14 protein-coding genes are annotated in these 19,555 nt (G+C 65.1%); 7 read left to right on the forward strand and 7 right to left on the reverse strand.

What is annotated here, in order from left to right:
- Nucleotides 1-57: 57 nt before the first annotated feature.
- From AC0L27_RS04330 to AC0L27_RS04345, 4 genes are all read right to left on the reverse strand, one after another.
- Complete coding sequence (locus AC0L27_RS04330; RefSeq protein WP_275171917.1) at nt 58-939, reverse strand: NAD(P)-dependent oxidoreductase; 882 nt, start codon at nt 937-939, stop codon at nt 58-60.
- A protein-coding gene (prfB, locus tag AC0L27_RS04335; RefSeq protein ID WP_007609760.1) for a peptide chain release factor 2 occupies nt 939-2,070 on the reverse strand; the annotation gives its coding sequence in 2 pieces (ribosomal slippage) (nt 939-2,000 and nt 2,002-2,070; 1,131 coding nt in all). Before prfB ends, AC0L27_RS04330 begins: the two co-directional genes overlap by 1 nt.
- 111 nt (nt 2,071-2,181) lie before the next feature.
- Nucleotides 2,182-4,683: a penicillin-binding protein 1A gene (locus AC0L27_RS04340; RefSeq protein WP_354054830.1), complete on the reverse strand. Its 2,502-nt coding sequence runs from the start codon at nt 4,681-4,683 to the stop codon at nt 2,182-2,184.
- A 273-nt stretch (nt 4,684-4,956) separates the two neighbouring features.
- The gene (locus AC0L27_RS04345; protein WP_473317973.1) at nt 4,957-6,249 is read right to left on the reverse strand and encodes an N-acetylmuramoyl-L-alanine amidase; all 1,293 of its coding nucleotides are present in this window, start codon (nt 6,247-6,249) and stop codon (nt 4,957-4,959) included.
- 704 nt (nt 6,250-6,953) lie between these two features.
- Between AC0L27_RS04345 and AC0L27_RS04350 the strand changes: the two genes are divergently transcribed.
- Together AC0L27_RS04350 and AC0L27_RS04355 are read left to right on the forward strand one after the other, a co-directional pair.
- Nucleotides 6,954-10,043 carry an Rne/Rng family ribonuclease gene (locus tag AC0L27_RS04350; protein WP_354203720.1) on the forward strand — a complete coding sequence of 1,030 codons (3,090 nt, stop codon included), beginning with the start codon at nt 6,954-6,956 and terminating at the stop codon, nt 10,041-10,043.
- Between the two features lie 64 nt (nt 10,044-10,107).
- Nucleotides 10,108-11,340 carry an NAD(P)/FAD-dependent oxidoreductase gene (locus AC0L27_RS04355; protein WP_354203722.1) on the forward strand — a complete coding sequence of 411 codons (1,233 nt, stop codon included), beginning with the start codon at nt 10,108-10,110 and terminating at the stop codon, nt 11,338-11,340.
- A gap of 120 nt (nt 11,341-11,460) precedes the next feature.
- Here AC0L27_RS04355 and AC0L27_RS04360 read toward each other — a convergent pair whose 3' ends face one another.
- From AC0L27_RS04360 to AC0L27_RS04370, 3 genes are all read right to left on the reverse strand, one after another.
- A complete protein-coding gene (locus tag AC0L27_RS04360) occupies nt 11,461-12,795 on the reverse strand; it encodes a dicarboxylate/amino acid:cation symporter (RefSeq protein WP_354054838.1) in 1,335 nt (444 codons plus the stop codon).
- An 83-nt stretch (nt 12,796-12,878) separates the two neighbouring features.
- Nucleotides 12,879-13,433, reverse strand: a complete 555-nt coding sequence (locus tag AC0L27_RS04365) for a biotin transporter BioY (RefSeq protein ID WP_275172013.1) — start codon at nt 13,431-13,433, stop codon at nt 12,879-12,881.
- 87 nt (nt 13,434-13,520) lie between these two features.
- A complete protein-coding gene (locus tag AC0L27_RS04370) occupies nt 13,521-14,708 on the reverse strand; it encodes a pyridoxal phosphate-dependent aminotransferase (RefSeq protein WP_354203725.1) in 1,188 nt (395 codons plus the stop codon).
- 217 nt (nt 14,709-14,925) lie between these two features.
- On the opposite strand from AC0L27_RS04370, the gene AC0L27_RS04375 reads away from it, so the two are divergent.
- The 5 genes from AC0L27_RS04375 to accB all read left to right on the forward strand — a co-directional run bounded on the left by AC0L27_RS04375 (nt 14,926) and on the right by accB (nt 19,529).
- A complete protein-coding gene (locus AC0L27_RS04375) occupies nt 14,926-16,329 on the forward strand; it encodes a M48 family metalloprotease (protein WP_275171909.1) in 1,404 nt (467 codons plus the stop codon).
- Between the two features lie 98 nt (nt 16,330-16,427).
- A complete protein-coding gene (locus AC0L27_RS04380; RefSeq protein ID WP_354203729.1) occupies nt 16,428-17,195 on the forward strand; it encodes a DsbA family protein in 768 nt (255 codons plus the stop codon).
- Between the two features lie 226 nt (nt 17,196-17,421).
- Entirely contained in the window at nt 17,422-18,276 is an 855-nt protein-coding gene (locus tag AC0L27_RS04385; protein ID WP_354203731.1) for a DUF1236 domain-containing protein, read from the forward strand.
- A gap of 259 nt (nt 18,277-18,535) precedes the next feature.
- Entirely contained in the window at nt 18,536-19,003 is a 468-nt protein-coding gene (aroQ, locus tag AC0L27_RS04390) for a type II 3-dehydroquinate dehydratase (protein WP_007591609.1), read from the forward strand.
- A 37-nt stretch (nt 19,004-19,040) separates the two neighbouring features.
- On the forward strand, nt 19,041-19,529 hold the full coding sequence (gene accB, locus AC0L27_RS04395; RefSeq protein WP_275171905.1) for an acetyl-CoA carboxylase biotin carboxyl carrier protein: 489 nt from the start codon (nt 19,041-19,043) through the stop codon (nt 19,527-19,529).
- The last annotated feature ends 26 nt before the right edge of the window (nt 19,530-19,555 follow it).

Consider the following 19,555-nt stretch of genomic DNA (forward strand, 5'->3'; position numbering starts at 1 on the left):
ACGCGTCGGTTTACACAACCGATGCTCGAACGAGGCTGCGTATGCGGATATGATCCGCTACGACGGCTTCTTCGGCCGCGACACCAGCTCGATCATCTTGCCTTCATCGTCGTCAGGCATCGCGGCCTTGGCCTGCGCGTAGGCCTCGACCGCGGCGCGCGCGACCAGCGGCTTGTCGGCCAGCAGGCTCTCGGCGAGCTTCACCGCGTAGGCGGCATCCTTATGCCGCAGCGCCGCCGTGAACGTCGCGCCGGAAAAATCGCGGGCGACCATGCGCTTGGAGTGACGCTGCACCTGCGGGCTTGCGGCGACGCCAGCCTGGATCGAGTCCAGCACGAGGTTCATGTCGAGCCCGGCCTGCTCGGCGATCGCAAGGCCCTCAGCGAGACCGGCGATCTGGATCGCGCCCATCAGATTGTTGATCAGCTTGTAGACCGTGCCAGCGCCGACCGCGCCGAAATGGCGGATGGTCGAGCCGATCGGTGTCAGATAGGGCCGCGCGCGTTCGAGATCGGCCGCATCGGCACCGACGAGCAGCGTCAGCTTTCCGCTCGCTGCCGCATCCGGCAATCCCGTCACGGGGCAATCGATATAGATCAGCCCGCGCGCGTTCATTTCGCGGCCCATCTCGCGCGCATGGTCATAGGAGACGGTGGAGCATTCGATCGCGATGGTGCCAGCCTTGGCCGTCTTGGCCGCGCCCTCGGGCCCGAGCCAGACCGCACGCGAGGCCTCGTCATCGGCGACCATGGTCACGACGGCATCGGCGTCGATCGCCGCGTCCTCAGGCGAGGTCGCCCACAGCGCGCCGCGCGCGATCAGGTCTTCCGCCTTGGCCTTGCTGCGATTCCACAGCGTCACCGTAAAACCGGCATCGAGATAGCGGCCGGCCATGCCGTGGCCCATCCGTCCAAGCCCGATGAAGGCGATCCGGGGCATCAGTCGACGTCCTCGATGTCGGCGCCGGGAGTGCCGAAGGCGCGCTGCGCCAGGGTCGCGGCCATGAAGTCGTCGAGATCGCCGCCGAGCACGCCTGATGTGTCGGAGGTCTGCACACCCGTGCGCAGGTCCTTCACCATCTGGTAGGGCTGGAGCACGTAGGAGCGGATCTGGTGGCCCCAGCCGATGTCGGTCTTGGCGGCCTGGTCGGCGGCGGCTTTCTCTTCCCGCCGCTTCAGCTCGATCTGGTAAAGCCGCGCGCGCAGCATGTCCCAGGCCTGCGCCTTGTTCTTGTGCTGCGAGCGACCGGCCTGGCAGACCACGGCGACGCCGGTCGGGATATGCGTCAGTCGTACCGCGGACTCGGTCTTATTGACGTGCTGGCCGCCGGCACCGCCGGAGCGCATGGTGTCGACGCGAACGTCGGATTCCTTGATGTCGATCTTGATGGTGTCGTCGATCACCGGAAACACAGCGACGGACGAGAACGAGGTGTGCCGCCGCGCGTTGGAATCGAACGGCGAGATCCGCACCAGGCGGTGCACGCCCGCCTCGGTCTTGAGCCAGCCATAGGCATTGTGACCGGAGACCTGGATGGTCGCGGACTTGATGCCGGCCTCTTCGCCCTCGGACTCTTCCAGCATCTCGACCTTGAAGCCGTGGGTTTCGGCCCAGCGCGAGTACATGCGGAGCAGCATCTGCGCCCAGTCCTGGCTCTCGGTGCCACCGGCGCCGGCATGCACTTCGAGATAAGAATCGAAACTATCGGCCTCGCCCGAGAGCAGCGCCTCGAGCTCGCGCCGGGCAACTTCCTTCTTGAGGGTCTTCAGCGCGGCTTCGGCTTCCTTGACGACGCCCTCATCGCCCTCGGCTTCGCCGAGCTCGATCATGCCGATGTCGTCTTCGAGCTCCTGCTCGACCTTGCCGATGCCGGAGAGCGCATCCTCGAGCGAGGTGCGCTCCTGCATCAATTTCTGGGCTTTCTGGGGATCGTTCCAGAGGTTGGGATCTTCTGCGAGCTTGTTCAGCTCAGCGAGGCGCGCCGTCGATTTCTCGACGTCAAAGATGCCTCCTCAGCAGCCCGACAGACTGCTTGATCTCTTCTACCAACCGTTCGATTTCGGCGCGCATGGGATTCTCTGGTCTCGCGGGATTGTTCCGCGTCTAATGACAACGGGATGTAGCGGCGGCGGCTGCAAAGCGCAACCACCGCGGCGACGAACGTCTGTCTTGTCCTAAGCCTTAGTACAGCCCGCCCGTGCCCGGCCGCATGAAGAAACCGGAATCCGGCTGCTGCTGCTGCGACGCCGGCATGCGGCCGTCGGCATCGGCAACGCCGATGACCGAATAATTATCCGGCGGCGCCGTGCCCGGCTTGAAGGCTTCGAGGATGGTTCCGCCGGTCTCGCCCGGACCGGCGCGCATGCCGGACTTGGCGACGACCCGCACCAGCTTGATGCCTGCCGGCACCTTGAAGGGGACTGCCGGCTTGTCGGCGAGCGCGAGCTGGAGGAAGTCGCGCGCGATGGGAGCTGCGAGATGGCCGCCGGTCGCGGCGTTACCCTTGCCGAGCGGACGCGGCTTGTCGTAGCCCATATAGATGGCGACGGCGACGTCGGGCGAGAAGCCGACGAACCAGGCGTCCTTGGCCTCGTTGGTGGTGCCGGTCTTGCCGGCGATCGGCTTGCCGACCTGCTTGACAACGGTCGCGGTACCGGCCTGGACCACGCCCTCCATCAGCTCCGTGATCTGATAGGCGGTCATGGAATCCAGCACCTGCTCGCGGCGATCGATCAGCTGTGGCTCGTTCTGGTTCTTCCAGCCGCCCGGTGCGTCGCAGCCGCGGCATTCGCGCTGGTCGTGCTTGAAGATGGTGTGGCCGTAGCGATCCTGGATGCGGTCGATCAAGGTCGGCTTCACCCGGCGGCCGCCATTGGCGAGCATCGAATAGGCCGTGACCATGCGCATCGCCGTGGTCTCGCCGGCGCCGAGCGCGTAGGACAGATAGTTCGGCAGTTCGTCATAGACGCCGAAGCGGCGGGCATACTCGCCGATCAAGGGCATGCCGATGTCCTGGGCGAGGCGCACCGTCACCGTGTTGAGCGACTGCCGCAGCGCGTTGCGCAGCGTCACCGGCCCCTGGAATTTGCCCGAGGAGAAGTTTTCAGGCCGCCACACGCCCGCGCCCTGGCCCTGGTCGATCTCGATGGGCGCGTCGAGCACGACCGTCGAGGGCGTATAGCCGTTGTCGAGCGCGGCCGAATAGACGATCGGCTTGAACGACGAACCGGGCTGCCGATAGGCCTGCGTGGCGCGGTTGAACTGGCTCTGGTCGAACGAGAAGCCGCCGACCATCGCCAGCACGCGGCCGGTCCAGGGGTCCATCACCACCATCGCGCCGGACACTTCGGGGATCTGGCGCAGCCGGTACTGACCTTCGACAGGTTGGGCGTCCTTGTACAGCGGATCGGCGTAGATCACGTCGCCGGGCTGGAGCACCTGCGACACCGCGCTCGCCGCCCTGCCCTTCGCAGCTCCCGAGGCTGCTCTTGCCCATTTGATGCCGTCGAGCGTGATGAGGCCGGTCTCGCGCTGCTTGCTCACGGCGCCGCCGAGCTCGCGGCTCGGCTGGAAGCCGATGCGCGCCGACTGGTCGCTGGTCTCCAGCACCACGGCCATGCGCCACGGCGAGATATCGGACAGAGACTTGATCTCGGCGAGCTTCACGCCCCAGTCGCCCGAAATGTCGAGCTTGCTGATGGCACCGCGATAGCCCTGCTGCTCGTCATAGTTCACGAGACCGGCGACCATGGTCTTGCGCGCCATGACCTGAATCTTGGGATCGAGCGTGGTGCGGACCGAGAGGCCGCCCTCGTACAGCTTCTTCTCGCCATAGCGCTCGAAGATGTCGCGGCGCACTTCCTCGGCGAAATATTCGCCGGCGAAGGTGTGGGCGCCGTTGGAACGGCTGGTAACGGCCAGCGGCTCCTTGCGCGCCTTGTCGGCGTCGGCCTGCTTGACCCAGCCGTTCTCAACCAGACGATCGATCACGTAGTTGCGGCGCTCGATGGCGCGGTCGCGGTTGCGGACGGGATGCAGCGTCGCGGGCATCTTCGGCAGCGCCGCGAGATAGGACGCTTCCGCCACCGTCAGCTCGTTCACCGACTTGTCGAAATAAACCAGCGACGCGGCCGCGATGCCGTAGGCGCCGAGGCCCAGATAGATTTCATTCAGATACAGCTCGAGGATCTTGTCCTTCGAGTAGGTCTTCTCGATCCGCATCGCGAGCAAGGCTTCCTTGATCTTGCGGGCGAAGGAGACCTCGTTGGTCAGAAGGAAGTTCTTGGCGACCTGCTGGGTGATCGTGGAAGCGCCCTGCGGACGGCGGTTGGAGCCGTAGTTCTGGATGTAGACCACGCCGGCGCGCGCCATGCCGGTGTAGTCGATGCCGCCATGCTCGTAGAAATTCTTGTCCTCGGCCGCCAGGAAGGCATTGATCACGAGTTTCGGCACCGCCTGGATCGGCAGGTACAGCCGCCGCTCCTTGGCATATTCGCCGAGCAGCGAGCCGTCGGTCGCGTGCACGCGGGTCATCACCGGCGGCTCGTAATCCTGAAGCTGAGAGTAGTCAGGCAAGTCCTTGGAGAAATGCCAGATCAGGCCTGCGATGGCACCCACCCCGACAAGGAACAACACCGTTCCCGCGGCGAACAGGAAGCCCATGAACCGCACCAGCAAGCGCATTATCTGTTTATCCGTTCAAACTCTGGATCAGCCCAAAGATCAGCCCAAGACCAGCTTAAGATCAGCCCTCAGCACCCGAAACAGGCGCCAAACCATCGCGAATTCACCGGCCTTACTCAATACTATCAGTGCCGGACCCAAGACGCTTGCCGAACGGGATTCTCGCCGATTCCGGAACCCCCTGCGGCGTTTTTATAAAGCGCCCGCTGTGGCCAAACTAGGGCTTTTGCGGCGGGACGGAAATTCCCCTCTCAATTCGACGATCCCCGGTCGTCAGTTCGACGATCCGGCCGTGGCCATCCGCTTGGCCAAAAACCCGTCGATCGCCTGCGCCATGGAGCCGACGGCACGCGACCGCCATCCTTCGGAGACCAGATGCTCGAGGTCGCCCTTGTTGGAGACGTAACCGATCTCGACCAGGACCGACGGCACGTCGGGCGCCTTCAGCACCCGGAAGCCGGCCGACTTCAGGGGATGCTTGTGCATTCGCACCGTCGACTTCATTTCGCCCATCAACAGCCGGGCAAAACGACTTGAAAATGTGCGGGTTTCCCGCTGGGTGAGATCGATCAGGATGTCGGCGACATCGGTCGGCTCCTCCGCGAGGTTGAAGCCCGCGATGGCGTCCGCCCGGTTTTCCGCATCCGCCAGCCGCTGCGCCTCGGCGTCGGAAGCCTTGTCGGACAAGGTGTAGATGGTCGCGCCCTGCGCATCGCCCTCGGCACGCGGCAGCGCGTCGGCATGGATCGAGACGAACAACGCAGCCTTGAGGCTGCGGGCGACTTTGACCCGGTCGTTGAGCGGAATGAAGGTGTCGTCGTCTCGTGTCATCACCACGCGATATTTGCCGGTTTTTTCCAGCCGTTCGCGCAGCGCCAGACCGAAGGCCAGGACCAGATTCTTCTCGCTCTCGCCGCTCGACTGCGTGCCGTTGTCGATGCCGCCATGCCCGGGATCGATGACGACCACCGCGCGGCCATCGGCCTTTTGCCCGGCTTCAGGGTGTGCAGATGCGGGAACCGTCGCGGGCGGCGGATCGGCAATTGCCGGCCGCAGCTCAGGACGGTTTTCCGGAGCCAGCGACGGCACGAAGGCGGTGCGCTCGACCTCCTCCAGTTCGAGCACCAGCCGCGCCGGCTGGCCGTTGGCAGCCTCCACCACGTAGGAATTGGCGATCTTGGCCGGGCCCGTCAGGTCGAACACGATTCGGGAGCCGCCGGGCATCACCAGCCCATAGCGGAAGGCCTTGACCAGCCCGCGTCCGCCGGCCCCGGTGCCAGCGGGAAGCTGAAAATTGACCTGGGGGACGTCGACCACCACCCGATACGGGTCGGCCAAGGCGACGGCGCGGAAGCTAACGGTCTGGTCGATGTCGAGGACAAAGCGAGTTTGCCTGCCGTCACCGGCCAGCCGGGCGGCCGAGGCCGTCGGGAAATTCGCTGATGCAACAGGGAGTTGAGGCTGACTTTCCGCGGCCTTCAGGCGCGAGGAATCAGCACATGGCAATGCCGCCGCGCAGAGCAGCACGCATCCCAGCAAGATCCTTTGATTTGCGCGGCTCGCCACCGATTCCGTGCCTCCGAGCAGCCTCTTTAACGCAATAGAACCACAGGGTTAAACGATCCTTAATGACAGACACGCGAAACTCGCTGACTGTGACCGCCGTGCGACGCTCCTTGCACGGATGGTCCAATCCACGTATGTACGGAATGCTGACGGCCGATATTTCCGGTTGTGTCGCATTCAGCCTCCCGGTGCAGCGCCGGAACTCTCAAGGTTTGGGAATTCCAGCGTTTTTCCGTTCCCCTCTAGGTCCAGCGCGGTGCGCGGCAGCGAGGTGGAGCGGGGCAAGCCCCGGCGGCGGACGGTCTCCGGTTACCACCACGTTTCCGGGACGGTTCTGACAGCGGCGCAACCCGTTACCCGGTCCCTTAATCTCAAGGGAGCGGTTCGTACTACCCAAGGCGAGCGCGCTCGCGCCATGCCTGGCCAACAGCAACTGATTGAGGGGCGGCCCCGCCGCCCAATGTTTCATACGGGCCGACGCTTGATGCGCCAGACTGTGCCGACCAATTCTGAAGGACCATTCGCGACGCTGCGGAGTGACAATTCCGCGCGCCGCTTTGGTCCTCCGGCTTCCGGTTCGGCAAGGCGCGAGAGACGGCGTTTCGGCCTTCCCCTCACCCCCGAATCAGGTGGACCGTCGCGTCACCCGGCAGCGCTGATGGCGCCCACGGTGAATCGCGCCCGCCGCCGCCAAGAGTTAAGACATGCCCAACAAGATGTTGATCGATGCCACCCACCCGGAAGAGACCCGGGTGGTCGTGGTCCGCGGCAATCGCGTCGAAGAGTTTGATTTCGAGACCGCGCAACGCAAGCAACTGCGCGGGAATATCTACCTCGCCAAAGTCACAAGGGTCGAACCCTCGCTCCAGGCCGCTTTCGTCGAATATGGCGGCAACCGCCACGGCTTCCTCGCCTTCAGCGAAATCCATCCCGACTATTACCAGATCCCGGTTGCCGACCGGCAGGCGCTGATCGAAGCCGAAGAGCAGGCCCATCGCGAGGCCGAGGAAGAGAGCGAGAACCGCTCCCAGGGCCGCCGCCGCTCGCGCCACCGCAATTCCCGCCGCCGTAGTCATGGCGAGCGCGTCCGCAGCGACATCGTCGAAGGCACCGATCCCGCCGCCCAGCAGGTCCAGGGCGAGGCCCTGCCCGAGGGCGCTTCGCACGAGGGCGAGCACCTGCATGCCGGCGCAGAGCATCACGGCGAGCACGAAGGCCACGATCATCACGATCACGGCCACGAAGTACATGACCACGAAGGGCATGGCCACGAAGGACATGACCACGACGACCATCATCATGCCCATGGCGACGATCATCACGACGACCATCGTGGCGAACACGATCATCGCGACCATGATCATGCCGACGAGACACCGGCGCCTGTCGCAGCAATCGGCGCCGAGCCCGCGGTCGCCACCGAGGCCGTTGCCGAGCCGCAGGAGGTTGCCTCCGACGTCCACGCCGACGATCTCGCCGAGGCCGTGACAGCGGCTGCTGAGCCTGCCGACGCCGTGTACGCCGCAGGCGAGAGTGCGCAGCCTCCGCATCACGAATCCGAAGCGACGGCCGAGGATGACGACGAAGACGAGGACGACGAGGAAGCCGAAGAGGACGTTGTTGAATCCGTCGGCGGCGACGATGTGCTGGAGGAGGTGCCGGAGCGCACCTTCCGTCCCCGCCGCCAATACAAGATCCAGGAAGTCATCAAGCGCCGCCAGGTGATGCTGGTGCAGGTCGTCAAGGAAGAGCGCGGCAACAAGGGCGCAGCGCTGACGACCTACCTCTCGCTCGCCGGCCGCTATGCCGTCTTGATGCCGAACACCGCACGCGGCGGCGGCATCAGCCGCAAGATCACCAGCGCGCAGGACCGTTCGCGCCTGAAGGAAGTGGTGCAGGATCTCGACGTGCCCGAGGGCATGGGGATCATTCTGCGCACCGCCGGTGCCGCCCGCACCAAGCCCGAGATCAAGCGCGATTTCGAGTACCTGATCCGGATGTGGGAGACGGTGCGCGACATGACGCTGAAGTCGCAGGCCCCGACCCTCGTCTACGAGGAAGGCTCGCTGATCAAGCGCTCGCTGCGCGACCTCTACAACAAGGAGATCGACGAGATCTCGGTTGCCGGTGAATCCGGCTACCGCGAAGCGCGCGACTTCATGAAGATGCTGATGCCCGCCAATGTGAGCGCGGTGAAGCAGTATCGCGACGGCCAGCCGCTATTCTCGCGCATGGGCGTCGAAAGCCAGCTGGATGCGATGTTCTCGCCGACCGTGCAGTTGCGCTCCGGCGGCTACATCGTGATCAACCAGACCGAAGCGCTGGTCTCGATCGACGTCAACTCCGGACGTTCGACCCGCGAGCACCATATCGAGGACACCGCGCTCAAGACCAATCTCGAGGCTTCTGAGGAGGTCGCGCGTCAGCTTCGGCTGCGCGACCTCGCCGGCCTGATCGTCATCGACTTCATCGACATGGACGAAAAGCGCAACAATCGCGCGGTCGAACGCAAGCTGTCCGACTGCCTCCGGCAGGACCGCGCGCGGATCCAGGTCGGACGCATCTCGCATTTCGGCCTGCTCGAGATGTCACGTCAGCGCATCCGCGCCAGCGTGCTGGAATCCTCGACCGATCCCTGCACGCATTGCGGCGGCACCGGCCATGTGCGCTCGGTATCCTCGGTTGCGCTCCAGTTGCTGCGCGGCCTCGAAGAGATCTTGATGAAGGGCGCGACCCACAATCTGGTGGTCCGCACCCGCACCGACGTCGCGCTCTATGTGCTGAACCACAAGCGCGGCCATCTGCGCGACCTCGAGAACGGCTTCAAGGTCACGTTGGCGGTGATCGCCGACCCGAGCGTCAGCGGACCGCAGGCCTATGTCATCGACCGTGGCGAGCAGGTGCATACGCTGGAAGCCGCCAAGGCTCTGCTGGTGGCGCAGGCGGCCGCAAGCCCGCCGCCCCTGATCGAAGAGGCCTATGACGACGAGGAGTTCGATCCTGAGACCGAATCCGAGGTCGAGACCGAGGAGACCGAAGGTCTCGCCGAGGAGCAGACGGCAGGCGATGCCGCTACCGAGCAGGACGGCCAGCGCCGCAAGCGCCGCCGCCGCCGCCGCGGTCGCGGTGGCCCGCGCGACGAGGAGACGCGCGAGGATGGCGCTCCCGCTATTGCCGAGACGGCCGTGGCAGCCGGCGAAGGCGAAGAGGATACCGAGGCCGAGCCGGAGGGCGAGGAAGGCGAGGAACAGGCAGCCCGTGGCGAGCAGCAGGGCAGCGCCGATCGCCGTCGCCGGCGTGGTCGCCGTGGCGGCCGCCGCCGTCGCGGTCCTGGCGAGGAAGGTCTCGCCGGCTCCATCAGCGACGAGCTCGCTGCCAATGCGCCGTCGGAAGCGACCGACGCAGTCGCCGATTTCGACGGTTTTGGCGGCGAGGCTGCGCCTTCGGTCGCGCAGGCCGAGCACACCTCGCAGCCGCAGGTCACGCAGCCAGAGCCGCGCGCCGAGGCAAAGATCGAGGCACGGATCGAGGCAACGCCCCAGCCTGAGCCGGCTCCTGCTGCCGCGGACGAAGAGCACGCCGACGACAAGGCCGCACGACGCCGTTCGACGGTTCGGGAAAAGGTAAGCTTCCTGTCGAGCAGCCAGAGTGAACCGGCACCGGTTGCTCAGGCGGCCGAGCCGGGTGCGCCGCCCGCACCGGCTCCGGAGCCCGCGCCCGCAGCGGCAAGCGAGACGTCGGCCGCACCGCGTCGCGCCGGCTGGTGGTCCCGCCGCTTCGGCGGCGGCGAATAGACGAGCAAGACAGTTGAAACCGCCCGGCCAAGCCGGGCGGTTTTGATTTGGCGAGGTGAGTTCAATGCAAAGCGCGATCGTACTCGGCGGCGGCATGATCGGCGTCAGCGCGGCGCTGCACCTCCAGCAGCGCGGCTGGTCCGTCACGCTCATCGACCGCAGGGAGCCGGGCCGGGAGACCAGCTACGGCAATGCCGGGATGATCCAGGCGGAAGCAGTGCGCCCCTATCCGATGCCGCGCGACCTTGCCACGCTCCTGCAGATCGCGACCGGCCGCACCAACGACGTGCGTTACAGCCTGTCGTCGCTTCATCTCCATATCGAGCCCCTGCTGCGCTATTGGTGGCATTCGGCACCGAAGCGGCATCGTGAAGCCATCGACGCCTGGGCGCGGCTGATCGCCTACGCGACGGCGGAGCACGACATCCTCATTCGCGAAGCCCACGCCGATAATCTGATCCGCCGCGCGGGATACCGACACCTGCATCGCGACGCAGCGTCGTTCGATCTCGCCGTCAAGGCGGCGGAAGAGGACGAGCGCGAATTCGGCGTGAGGTTTCGGGCGCTCTCGGGCGCCGAGCTCGCCAAGGCCGAACCTGTCCTGCGCGACGATCTGCCCGGCGCGATCCATTGGCTCGACACCTGGACGGTGTCCGATCCCGGCGCGCTCGTCACGGCCTATGCCGATCTGTTCGAGCGCCTCGGCGGCAATATCGTGCTTGGCGATGCTCAGACCTTGCAGCAGACCGCGACCGGCTGGTCGGTCGCGACCGACATTGGACACATCGACGCCGCCCACGCCGTGGTGACGCTCGGGCCGTGGTCGCCCGATCTCCTGCTCAAATTCGGCTATCGCATCCCGCTGGTGCGCAAGCGCGGCTACCACATGCATTACAGCGGCGGCGCCTCGCTCGATCTGCCGCTGGTCGACAAGGCCGGCGGCTACGCCATGGGTCCGATGGCCAAAGGCATTCGCATCACCACCGGCGCGGAGTTGACCGGTCTGGACGCGCTCGCGACGCCCGTGCAGCTCGCCAGCGCCGAAGCTTCCGCGCGCGAGTTGATTGACCTCGGCAAGCGGGTCGAGCCCGACCCGTGGTTCGGCACCCGCCCCTGCACGCCCGACATGCTGCCGGTGCTCGGCCCTGCCCCACGCCATCCCGGCCTGTGGATGAACTTCGGCCACGGCCACCAGGGCTTTACGCTGGGGCCAGCGACCGGGCGCCTGCTCGCCGAGATGATGAGCGGCGAAACGCCAGCGATCAATCCGACGCCATATCGGCCGGAGCGGTTCTAGCGCTCTGCGCTCGCGGGGAGGATCTCGACTGGTCACCGCAAGAAAAAGGGCTGATCGAGGATCTCGACCAGCCCTGCTATTTCAAGACCTGACGGCGCGCCGTCGGTGACAGCTTGCAGATCAGTCCGTCGTGAGCGCCGTTTCCATGTCGGTCGGATCGATCTGCTTGGCGAGGTTGGCGTTGAGCTTGTCGCGATCGAGCTCGCCCTCCCACCAGGCGATGATCACGCAGGCAACGCCGTTGCCGCACAGATTGGTCAGCGCGCGGCACTCGCTCATGAACTTGTCGATGCCGAGCACGATCGCCATGCCCGGCACGAGGCGCGGATCGACCACGGCGAGCGTCGCCGCCAGCGTGATGAAGCCCGCCCCCGTGATGCCGGAGGCCCCCTTCGAGGTCAGCATCGCCACCACCAGGATGGTGAGTTGCTGGCTGAAGGAGAGATCGAAGCCCAGCGCCTGCGCGATGAACAACGTCGCCAGCGTCATGTAGATGTTGGTGCCGTCGAGATTGAACGAATAGCCCGTGGGCACCACGAGGCCGACCACCGATTTGGAGCAGCCGAGGCGCTCGAGCTTTTCCATCAGGGACGGCAACGCGCTTTCCGAGGACGAGGTGCCGAGCACGATCAACAGCTCGTCTTTGATGTAGGCTAGGAACTTGAAGATGGAGAAGCCGGCGAAGCGCGCGATGATTCCGAGCACGACGAACACGAACAGCGCCGCGGTCACGTAGAACGTCGCGATCAGGCCGATCAGGTTGAGGATCGCCCCGGTGCCGAACTTGCCGATGGTGTAGGCCATCGCGCCGAAGGCGCCGATCGGCGCCGCGCGCATCACGATGGAGATGACGCCGAACACCGCATGCGCGGCGTCGTCGATGAAGCTGCGGATGGTGTGGCCGCGTTCGCCGAGCCCCATGATGGCGAAGCCGAACAGCACCGAGAACAGCAGCACCTGAAGGATCTCGCCTTGCGCGAAGGCGCCGACGACGGTGTCCGGAATGATGTGCAGCACGAAGTCGACCGACTTCTGGCCTTCGGCCTGCTTGGCGTAGTTGGCGACGGCCTGCGCGTTGGCGGCGGCGCCGCCGAAGCCCGCACCCGGCTTCACCAGATTGCCGATGATGAGACCAATCACCAGTGCGAAGGTCGAGACGATCTCGAAATAGACCAGCGCCTTGACGCCGATGCGGCCGACCTTCTTGGCGTCCTGTATATGGGCGATGCCCGAGACCACGGTGCAGAAGATGATCGGCGCGATCACCATCTTGATCAGCTTGATGAAGCCGTCGCCGAGTGCCTTGATCCACTCATTGGTGGCGACTGACGGCCAGAGCCAGCCGACGATGGCGCCGAGCACGATCGCGATCAGCACTTGGATATAAAGTACTTTGTACCACGGCTTGGCGGCGGGCGGCGCGACCGGCGCCCCCGCCATCGTTGTCGTCGTCATTGTTTCACTCCCCCTCAAACGCCAAGCCAGCCAAGATCAACTTGGCCGGCCCTGTCAATCGGAACTGCTCGTTATTGCGCGCTTTACCCGCGATCGACCACCCGGCGTGTCGCCGGCATCAATGTCGCGCCCAGCGCGTTCTTGACCAGCGACGCCGCAACGAACGGCATCAGGCCAACCTGCCACGCTTTTGCGGCGCCAAGGCCGAGACCGAACGCCAGCCAGCCAAAGCCCGCGGCCAGAATGAGGATGTGGCCGACGGCCATAGCGGCAAACAGCAGAAATACGCTGCGATCCCAGCCGCGCTCGGTGAGCCAGCCGGTGACGAAGGCGGCGCCAATGAAGCCAAACAGATAGCCCGCGGTCGGGCCGACCAGCGGTGCAATTCCACCGACGGGGCCGGCGAACACCGGCAGGCCCATTGCGCCCTCGGCGAGGTAGGCGATCATGGTTGCGCTGCCAAGCCGCCAGCCATAGGCGGCGCCAATCATCAACACGACCAGCGTCTGCAACGTCATGGGCACGTAAGGCAGCGGCAGGTTCACCTTGGCTGACAGGGCCATCAAGGCGGTACCGAGCGCAATCAGCACGACAGCACGCAAAGCGCCGACGGTTTCACCGGGCCGGACTGGCCACATCAATGCGGCGAGAGGAGAATGCGTGGCGGTAGACGGGGCGGAACGGTCAGGCAAGTTGCACTCCAGAAGGCTGTCGAAAACTGGCGGCTATTTAAGCCAGTGAGCGATCCGGTCAACTGCTTCCCGCATCTCCGCAGCCGAACGCGCATAAGAGAGCCGTATGAATGAACGACCATGGATGGGATCGAAGTCGAGGCCCGGCGTGGCCGCGACATGGGCCTGCTCGAGCATCTGCTTGGCGAACTCGAAACTGTCGGAAGTGAAGTCCGAGACGTCCGCATAGAGATAGAATGCGCCGTCGGCCGGCAGAAACCTGGTCAGGCCGGCCTTGGGCAATCCCTCGATCAGGATGCGCCGGTTTTCCTGATAGCCGTGCTTGATCTCCTCCATCTCAGCCGCGCCGTCGAAGGCCGCTTCGGCCGCGATCTGCGACAGCGACGGCACCGAGATCGACAGGTTCTGCTGCAGCCGCTCGATCGGCCGCACCAGAATCTCGGGCACGACCATCCAGCCGACGCGCCAGCCCGTCATGCAGAAATACTTCGAGAACGAGTTGATCACGAACGCGTGGTCCGACAGCGCCGCAGCCGTCACCGCGGGAAATGCGTAGTCGAGCCCGTGATAGATCTCGTCCGAGATGAAACGGATGCCCGCGTCTTCCGCCGCCGCGATCAGGCCGGCGAGCGCCTCGCGGGACATCATGGTCCCGGTCGGATTGGCGGGGCTGCCGACCAGCACACCCTTCAGCGGCGCCTTGCGATGGGCGGCCAGCAGCGCCTCGCCGGTCAGCGCATGCCGCGTCTCGTTCGTGGTCTCGATCAGCACCGGCTCGCAGCCGAGCGCGGTGAGGATATGTCGGTACGGCGGATAACCCGGCACCGTCACGGCAACGCGGTCGCCCGGCTCGAACATCGCCAAGAAGGCCAGGATGAACCCGCCGGAGGAGCCGGTGGTCACCACGATCCGCTCGGGGCTGATGTCACAGCCATAGGCATCGCGATAATGCCGCGCGATGCGCGCGCGCAAGGAGGGGATGCCGAGTGCGGAGGTATAATCGATCCGCCCTGCCTCGAGCGCCGCATGGGCGGCCGCAATCGCGGTCTTCGGCGCGCCCGCGGCGGGCTGGCCAACCTCCATGTGGATGACATGGCCCCCCGCCGCCTCGATCCGGGCCGCGGCGGCCATGACGTCCATCACCATGAACGGGGGAACATCGCTGCGGCGGGAGGGCTCAAGCCACTGCCCCAACCGGTTCCTCAATGTCGTATCGTGCATCGATTTCTGCTATTCGCTGGCGAACCGGTCCGTCCGACCCGGAAACGGGGTGCTTGCGCCCCAGACTGGCCGCATTGTACGGCTCATAAGGGGTACGGCTCAAAGGGGCATATCGCGTATCCGGTCCGCCGCCAATCGCCAAAAACCAATCACGAAACTGCTTGACCAAGAATGCCTGACAAGCCTGCCGACAAGACCGTTTGACCCAGACCGCTTGATGTTATTCCAGATCGCATTGCGCAAGAAGGCCACCGCCCTCACCTCCCTCGTTGCGGCGGCTGCGATCGCGCTGACGCCGTTCTCGGCCGCGCATGCGCAGGCCAAGGGGCCGCCGGTCTTGCGCGACACCGAGACCGAACAGCTGCTGCGCGAATACACGCGCCCGATCCTGCGCGTCGCGGGTCTGGAGAAGCAGAACATCCAGATGGTGATCGTCAACGAGGGCTCGTTCAACGCGTTCGTCGCCGATGGCCGCCGCATCTTCGTCAATTACGGCGCGATCCTCCAGTCGGAGACGCCGAACCAGATCATCGGCGTGCTCGCGCACGAGACCGGGCATCTGGCCGGCGGCCATCTCTCCAAGCTGCGCGAGCAGCTCGCCAACGCCCAGACCCAGATGATCATCGCGATGCTGCTCGGCGCCGGCGCGATGGCCGTGGGCAGCACCCGCGGCAGCGGCAGCGCCGGCAACAATGGCCTTGCCAATGCCGGAGCCGCCGCCCTCGCCGGCCCGCAGGAGATGATCCGCCGTACGCTGCTGTCCTACCAGCGTCAGCAGGAGGAGAACGCCGACCGCGCCGGCGTGAAATTCCTGACGGCGACCCAGCAGTCGCCGAAGGGCATGTACGAGACCTTCAAGCGCTTCACCAGCGAGAGCCTGTTCGCGGCACGCGGCGCCGATCCCTATCTCCAGTCGCACCCGATGCCCGCCGAGCGCGTCGCGTCACTCCAGGAGTTCGCCAGCGCGAGCCCTTATTGGGACAAGAAGGACGATCCCGCGCTCCAGCTCCGCCACGACATGGTGCGCGCCAAGATCTCCGCCTTCATGGAACGGCCGGAGACGGTGTACCGCCGCTATCCTCTGACCAACGACAGCATGCCGGCGCGCTACGCCCGCGCCATCAGCACCTATCTCCATGGGGATTTGCGCAGCGCGCTCGCCCAGATCGACGCACTGATCCAGGTCCAGCCCAACAACGCGTATTTTTACGAGGTGCGCGGCCAGGCCCTGCTGGAGGGCGGCAAGCCGGCTGAGGCGATTCCTGCCCTGCGCAAGGCTGTCGCACTTTCGAACAACGCGCCCCTCATCGAGATGTTACTTGGGCAGGCTCTGGTTGGGTCCGATAATAAGGCCTACACCGATGACGCCGTTCGGATTCTCCGGGCCGCGGTGGCACGGGAACCGGAGGCCGTTCTCGGCTACATGCAGCTCGCGATGGCCTATGGCCGCAAGGGCGACTATGCCGAGGCCGATCTGGCGTCGGCGCAGGCCGCTTATCTGCGCGGCGACAACAAGACCGCCCGCGAGCTTGCGACGCGCGCGAAAACCCGTTTCGCCGTCGGCACGCCCGGATGGGTCAAGGCCGACGATATCGTGGCGTCCAAACCGCCGCGCAACTGACAAGACCAGAACGACGCCTTACGAAATGACGTCACGACACCGAGATTAAGTCCGCCGGGACGTTTTCCGAAACCTGCTTTGGATAAGAGGATTTGCCTATGCCTTCGCTGCGCCTGCTTGCTCCCGCGCTGTTTGCGCTCGCCATGTTCGGCGCAGCCGCGCCCGCGTCGGCCGACAGCTTCTCCGATGCCCAGCGCACGGACATCGAGGTGATCATCAAGAACTATCTCGTCACCCATCCCGAGGTGCTCGAGGAAGCGATGGCCGAGCTCACCAAGCGCCAGGCCGCGGCCGAGACGCAAAAGCACGAGGCCAGCGTCGCGCAGAATTCCGATGCGATCTTCAACTCGCCGCGCCAGGTCGTGCTCGGTAACAAGGACGGCGACGTCACCTTCGTCGAGTTCTTCGACTACAATTGCGGCTACTGCAAGCGCGCGATGGACGACATGCTCACCCTCATGAAGGCCGATCCGAAGCTGAAGGTGGTGCTCAAGGAGTTTCCGGTGCTGAGCCAAGGCTCCGTCGAAGCAGCCCAGGTCGCCGTCGCCGTGCGCATGCAGGATCCCTCCGGCAAGAAGTACCTCGACTTCCACCAGAAGCTGCTCGGCGGTCGTGGCGCGGCCGACAAGGCGCGCGCACTTCAGGCGGCCAAGGAAGCCGGCCTCGATACCGCGAAGATCGAGAAAGACATCGGCAGCGCCGAGGTGCGCACCACCATCGAGGAGAACTTCAAGCTCGCCGAAGCAATGGGCATGAACGGCACGCCGAGCTACGTGATTGGCAAGCAGATCGTTATTGGCGCCGTCGGTGTCGAAAGCCTGAAGGAAAAGATCGCTGTGGCCCGCTGCGGCAAAGCGACTTGCTAACAAGGCGACTTGCTAACAAGGCGACTTGCTGATCACGTCTACAACTCACGCATGCAACGAGGCCGGCTGAAAAGCCGGCCTTTTCATTGCGCCGAAATCTGGCGCGCGCGTTCATCTGGCATTCAACAAACAAAAGCCTCGGAACCGCCAATGTTCCGGAACTCCTGATACGTCGTTTCGTTGTCGGCGCGGGCAATGACGCAGAGAAACACGTGAGGAGAATTCAATGTCTAACCGCTTTATGATCTCGGTCGCCGCGCTCGCGCTCGTCGCCGGTACCGGTCTGGCGAACGCACAGGGCACCATGAACCGCGACAGCGGTGGCGGCGCAGGCGCGCAGCCGACGCAGCACTCGCAGCCTTCCGGCGCCGCCGAGCGCGGCGGCTCGATGGGCCGTGAATCCGCTCAGGAGAAGGGCACCGTCGGCCAGACTGGCGGCGCCATGAAGCCCGGCGGAGCAGCCGAGGAGAAGTCGTCGGGCGGGATGGACAAGTCCGGCGCGATGAACAAGAACGCGGCCGACGAGAAGGCCGGCGCGGCGAAGGGTGAGCACGCCCAGGGCGCGCAGGACAAGTCCGCGCAAGACAAGTCCACGCAGGACAAGTCCATGCATGACAAGTCAGCGCAGGACAAGGCAGCGCAGGACAAGTCGAAGAGCACGATGGACAAGTCCCAGACGGACAAGACCAAGAGCACGGAGACTGACACCAAGAGCGGCAACATGAACGCCCAGACCAAGGGCGCAGACAGTCAGACCAAGGGTGCAGACAGCAAGGCTGCCGATACCAAGTCTCAGACCACGACCGGCACGGCCTCCGCGACCGCTTCTGCGCCGCCGCCCGAGAAGCGGACCGAGATCTCATCCGCGATCAAGTCGACCAAGATCGAGGAAACGACCAACGTCAACTTCAACATCTCGGTCGGCACGACCATCCCGGCGAGCGTTCGTTTCCATCCGCTCCCGCCCCGGATCGTCGAGATCTATCCGGAGTGGCGCGGCTACGAGGTGATCTTCGTGCACGGCCAGTACGTCATCGTTCGTCCGCAGACGCGCGAGATCGTATACGTCATCGAAGGCTAAGCTGCCTCGCTGATGCCCAAATGAGCCCTTGCCGAGAGATCGGCAGGGGCTTTTGGGCTATCGGGCGCTCCTCCCCCGCCTGTCCCGTCCGGCAGCCACGATTAGAACTGGTTAACAAGCAATTTCCGTAGCTTGCGCACAGGTTTTTGCACCCCGGATGAGGCATCTGAAGCCACCTCGGAGGTCCTTCAAGGCTTCCCCTCACGCGCTTTGTTACCTATAACCCCCGCCACGCCGAAGCACCTCTTGCGGGATTGGAATGGCCGAACCAGCAACCGACACGATCCTTGTCCTGAACGGGCCGAACCTCAACATGTTGGGGACACGCGAGCCCGAGAAGTACGGGCATGCGTCGCTGGCCGACGTCGAGGCGCTGTGCCGGGAAACGGCGGCGACGTTCGGCCTCAAGGCCGACTGCCGGCAGTCCAACCGCGAAGGCGAGCTGATCGACTTCATCCACGAGGCGCACGCCCGCAAGATGAAGGGCATCATCATCAATGCCGGCGGCTATTCGCACACGTCGATCGCGCTGCACGACGCGCTGCTTGCAGTGCAGATCCCGACGGTCGAAGTGCACGTCACCAATATCCACGCCCGCGAGAACTTCCGGCATCATTCCTACACCGCGCGCGCGGCCTTCGCTTCGCTCTGCGGTTTCGGCATCGAGGGCTACCGCCTCGCCATCCAGGGCCTTGCCGCCAAGCTCGGCATCAAGCCCAAAGCCTGACGCTCCCCCTTCACACAGAACATTCGGATCAAACAACATGGCGCGCCAGCCAGACGACAAAGCAGCCGCAAAGTTTTCCAGCGAGGATTCCGCCCTCGTCCGCGAGCTCGCCTTGCTGCTCGATGAGACCAGCCTCACCGAAATCGAGATCGAGCGTGCCGGCCTGCGCCTGCGCGTCGCCCGCAACATCAGCGTCGCCGCGACCATGCCGATGCAGATGGCGGCCGCCCCCGCCGCTCTCCCAGCGGCCGCCGTTGCCGCCGCGCCTGCCGCTGCCGACCTGTCGAAGCATCCCGGCGCCGTGACCTCGCCGATGGTCGGCACCGCCTATTGGGCGCCGGAGCCCGGCGCCAAGCCGTTCATCGAGGTCGGCAGCAAGGTCTCAGTCGGCCAGACGCTGCTGATCATCGAAGCCATGAAGACCATGAACCAGATCCCCTCGCCGCGCGCCGGCACGGTGACGCAGATCGTGATCGAGGACGGCCAGCCGGTCGAGTACGGCGAGCCCCTCGTGATCATTGAGTGACGGTCGAGGGCGGTCTCATCGCCCTG

It is taken from the genome of Bradyrhizobium sp. Ken51 (assembly GCF_055807435.1).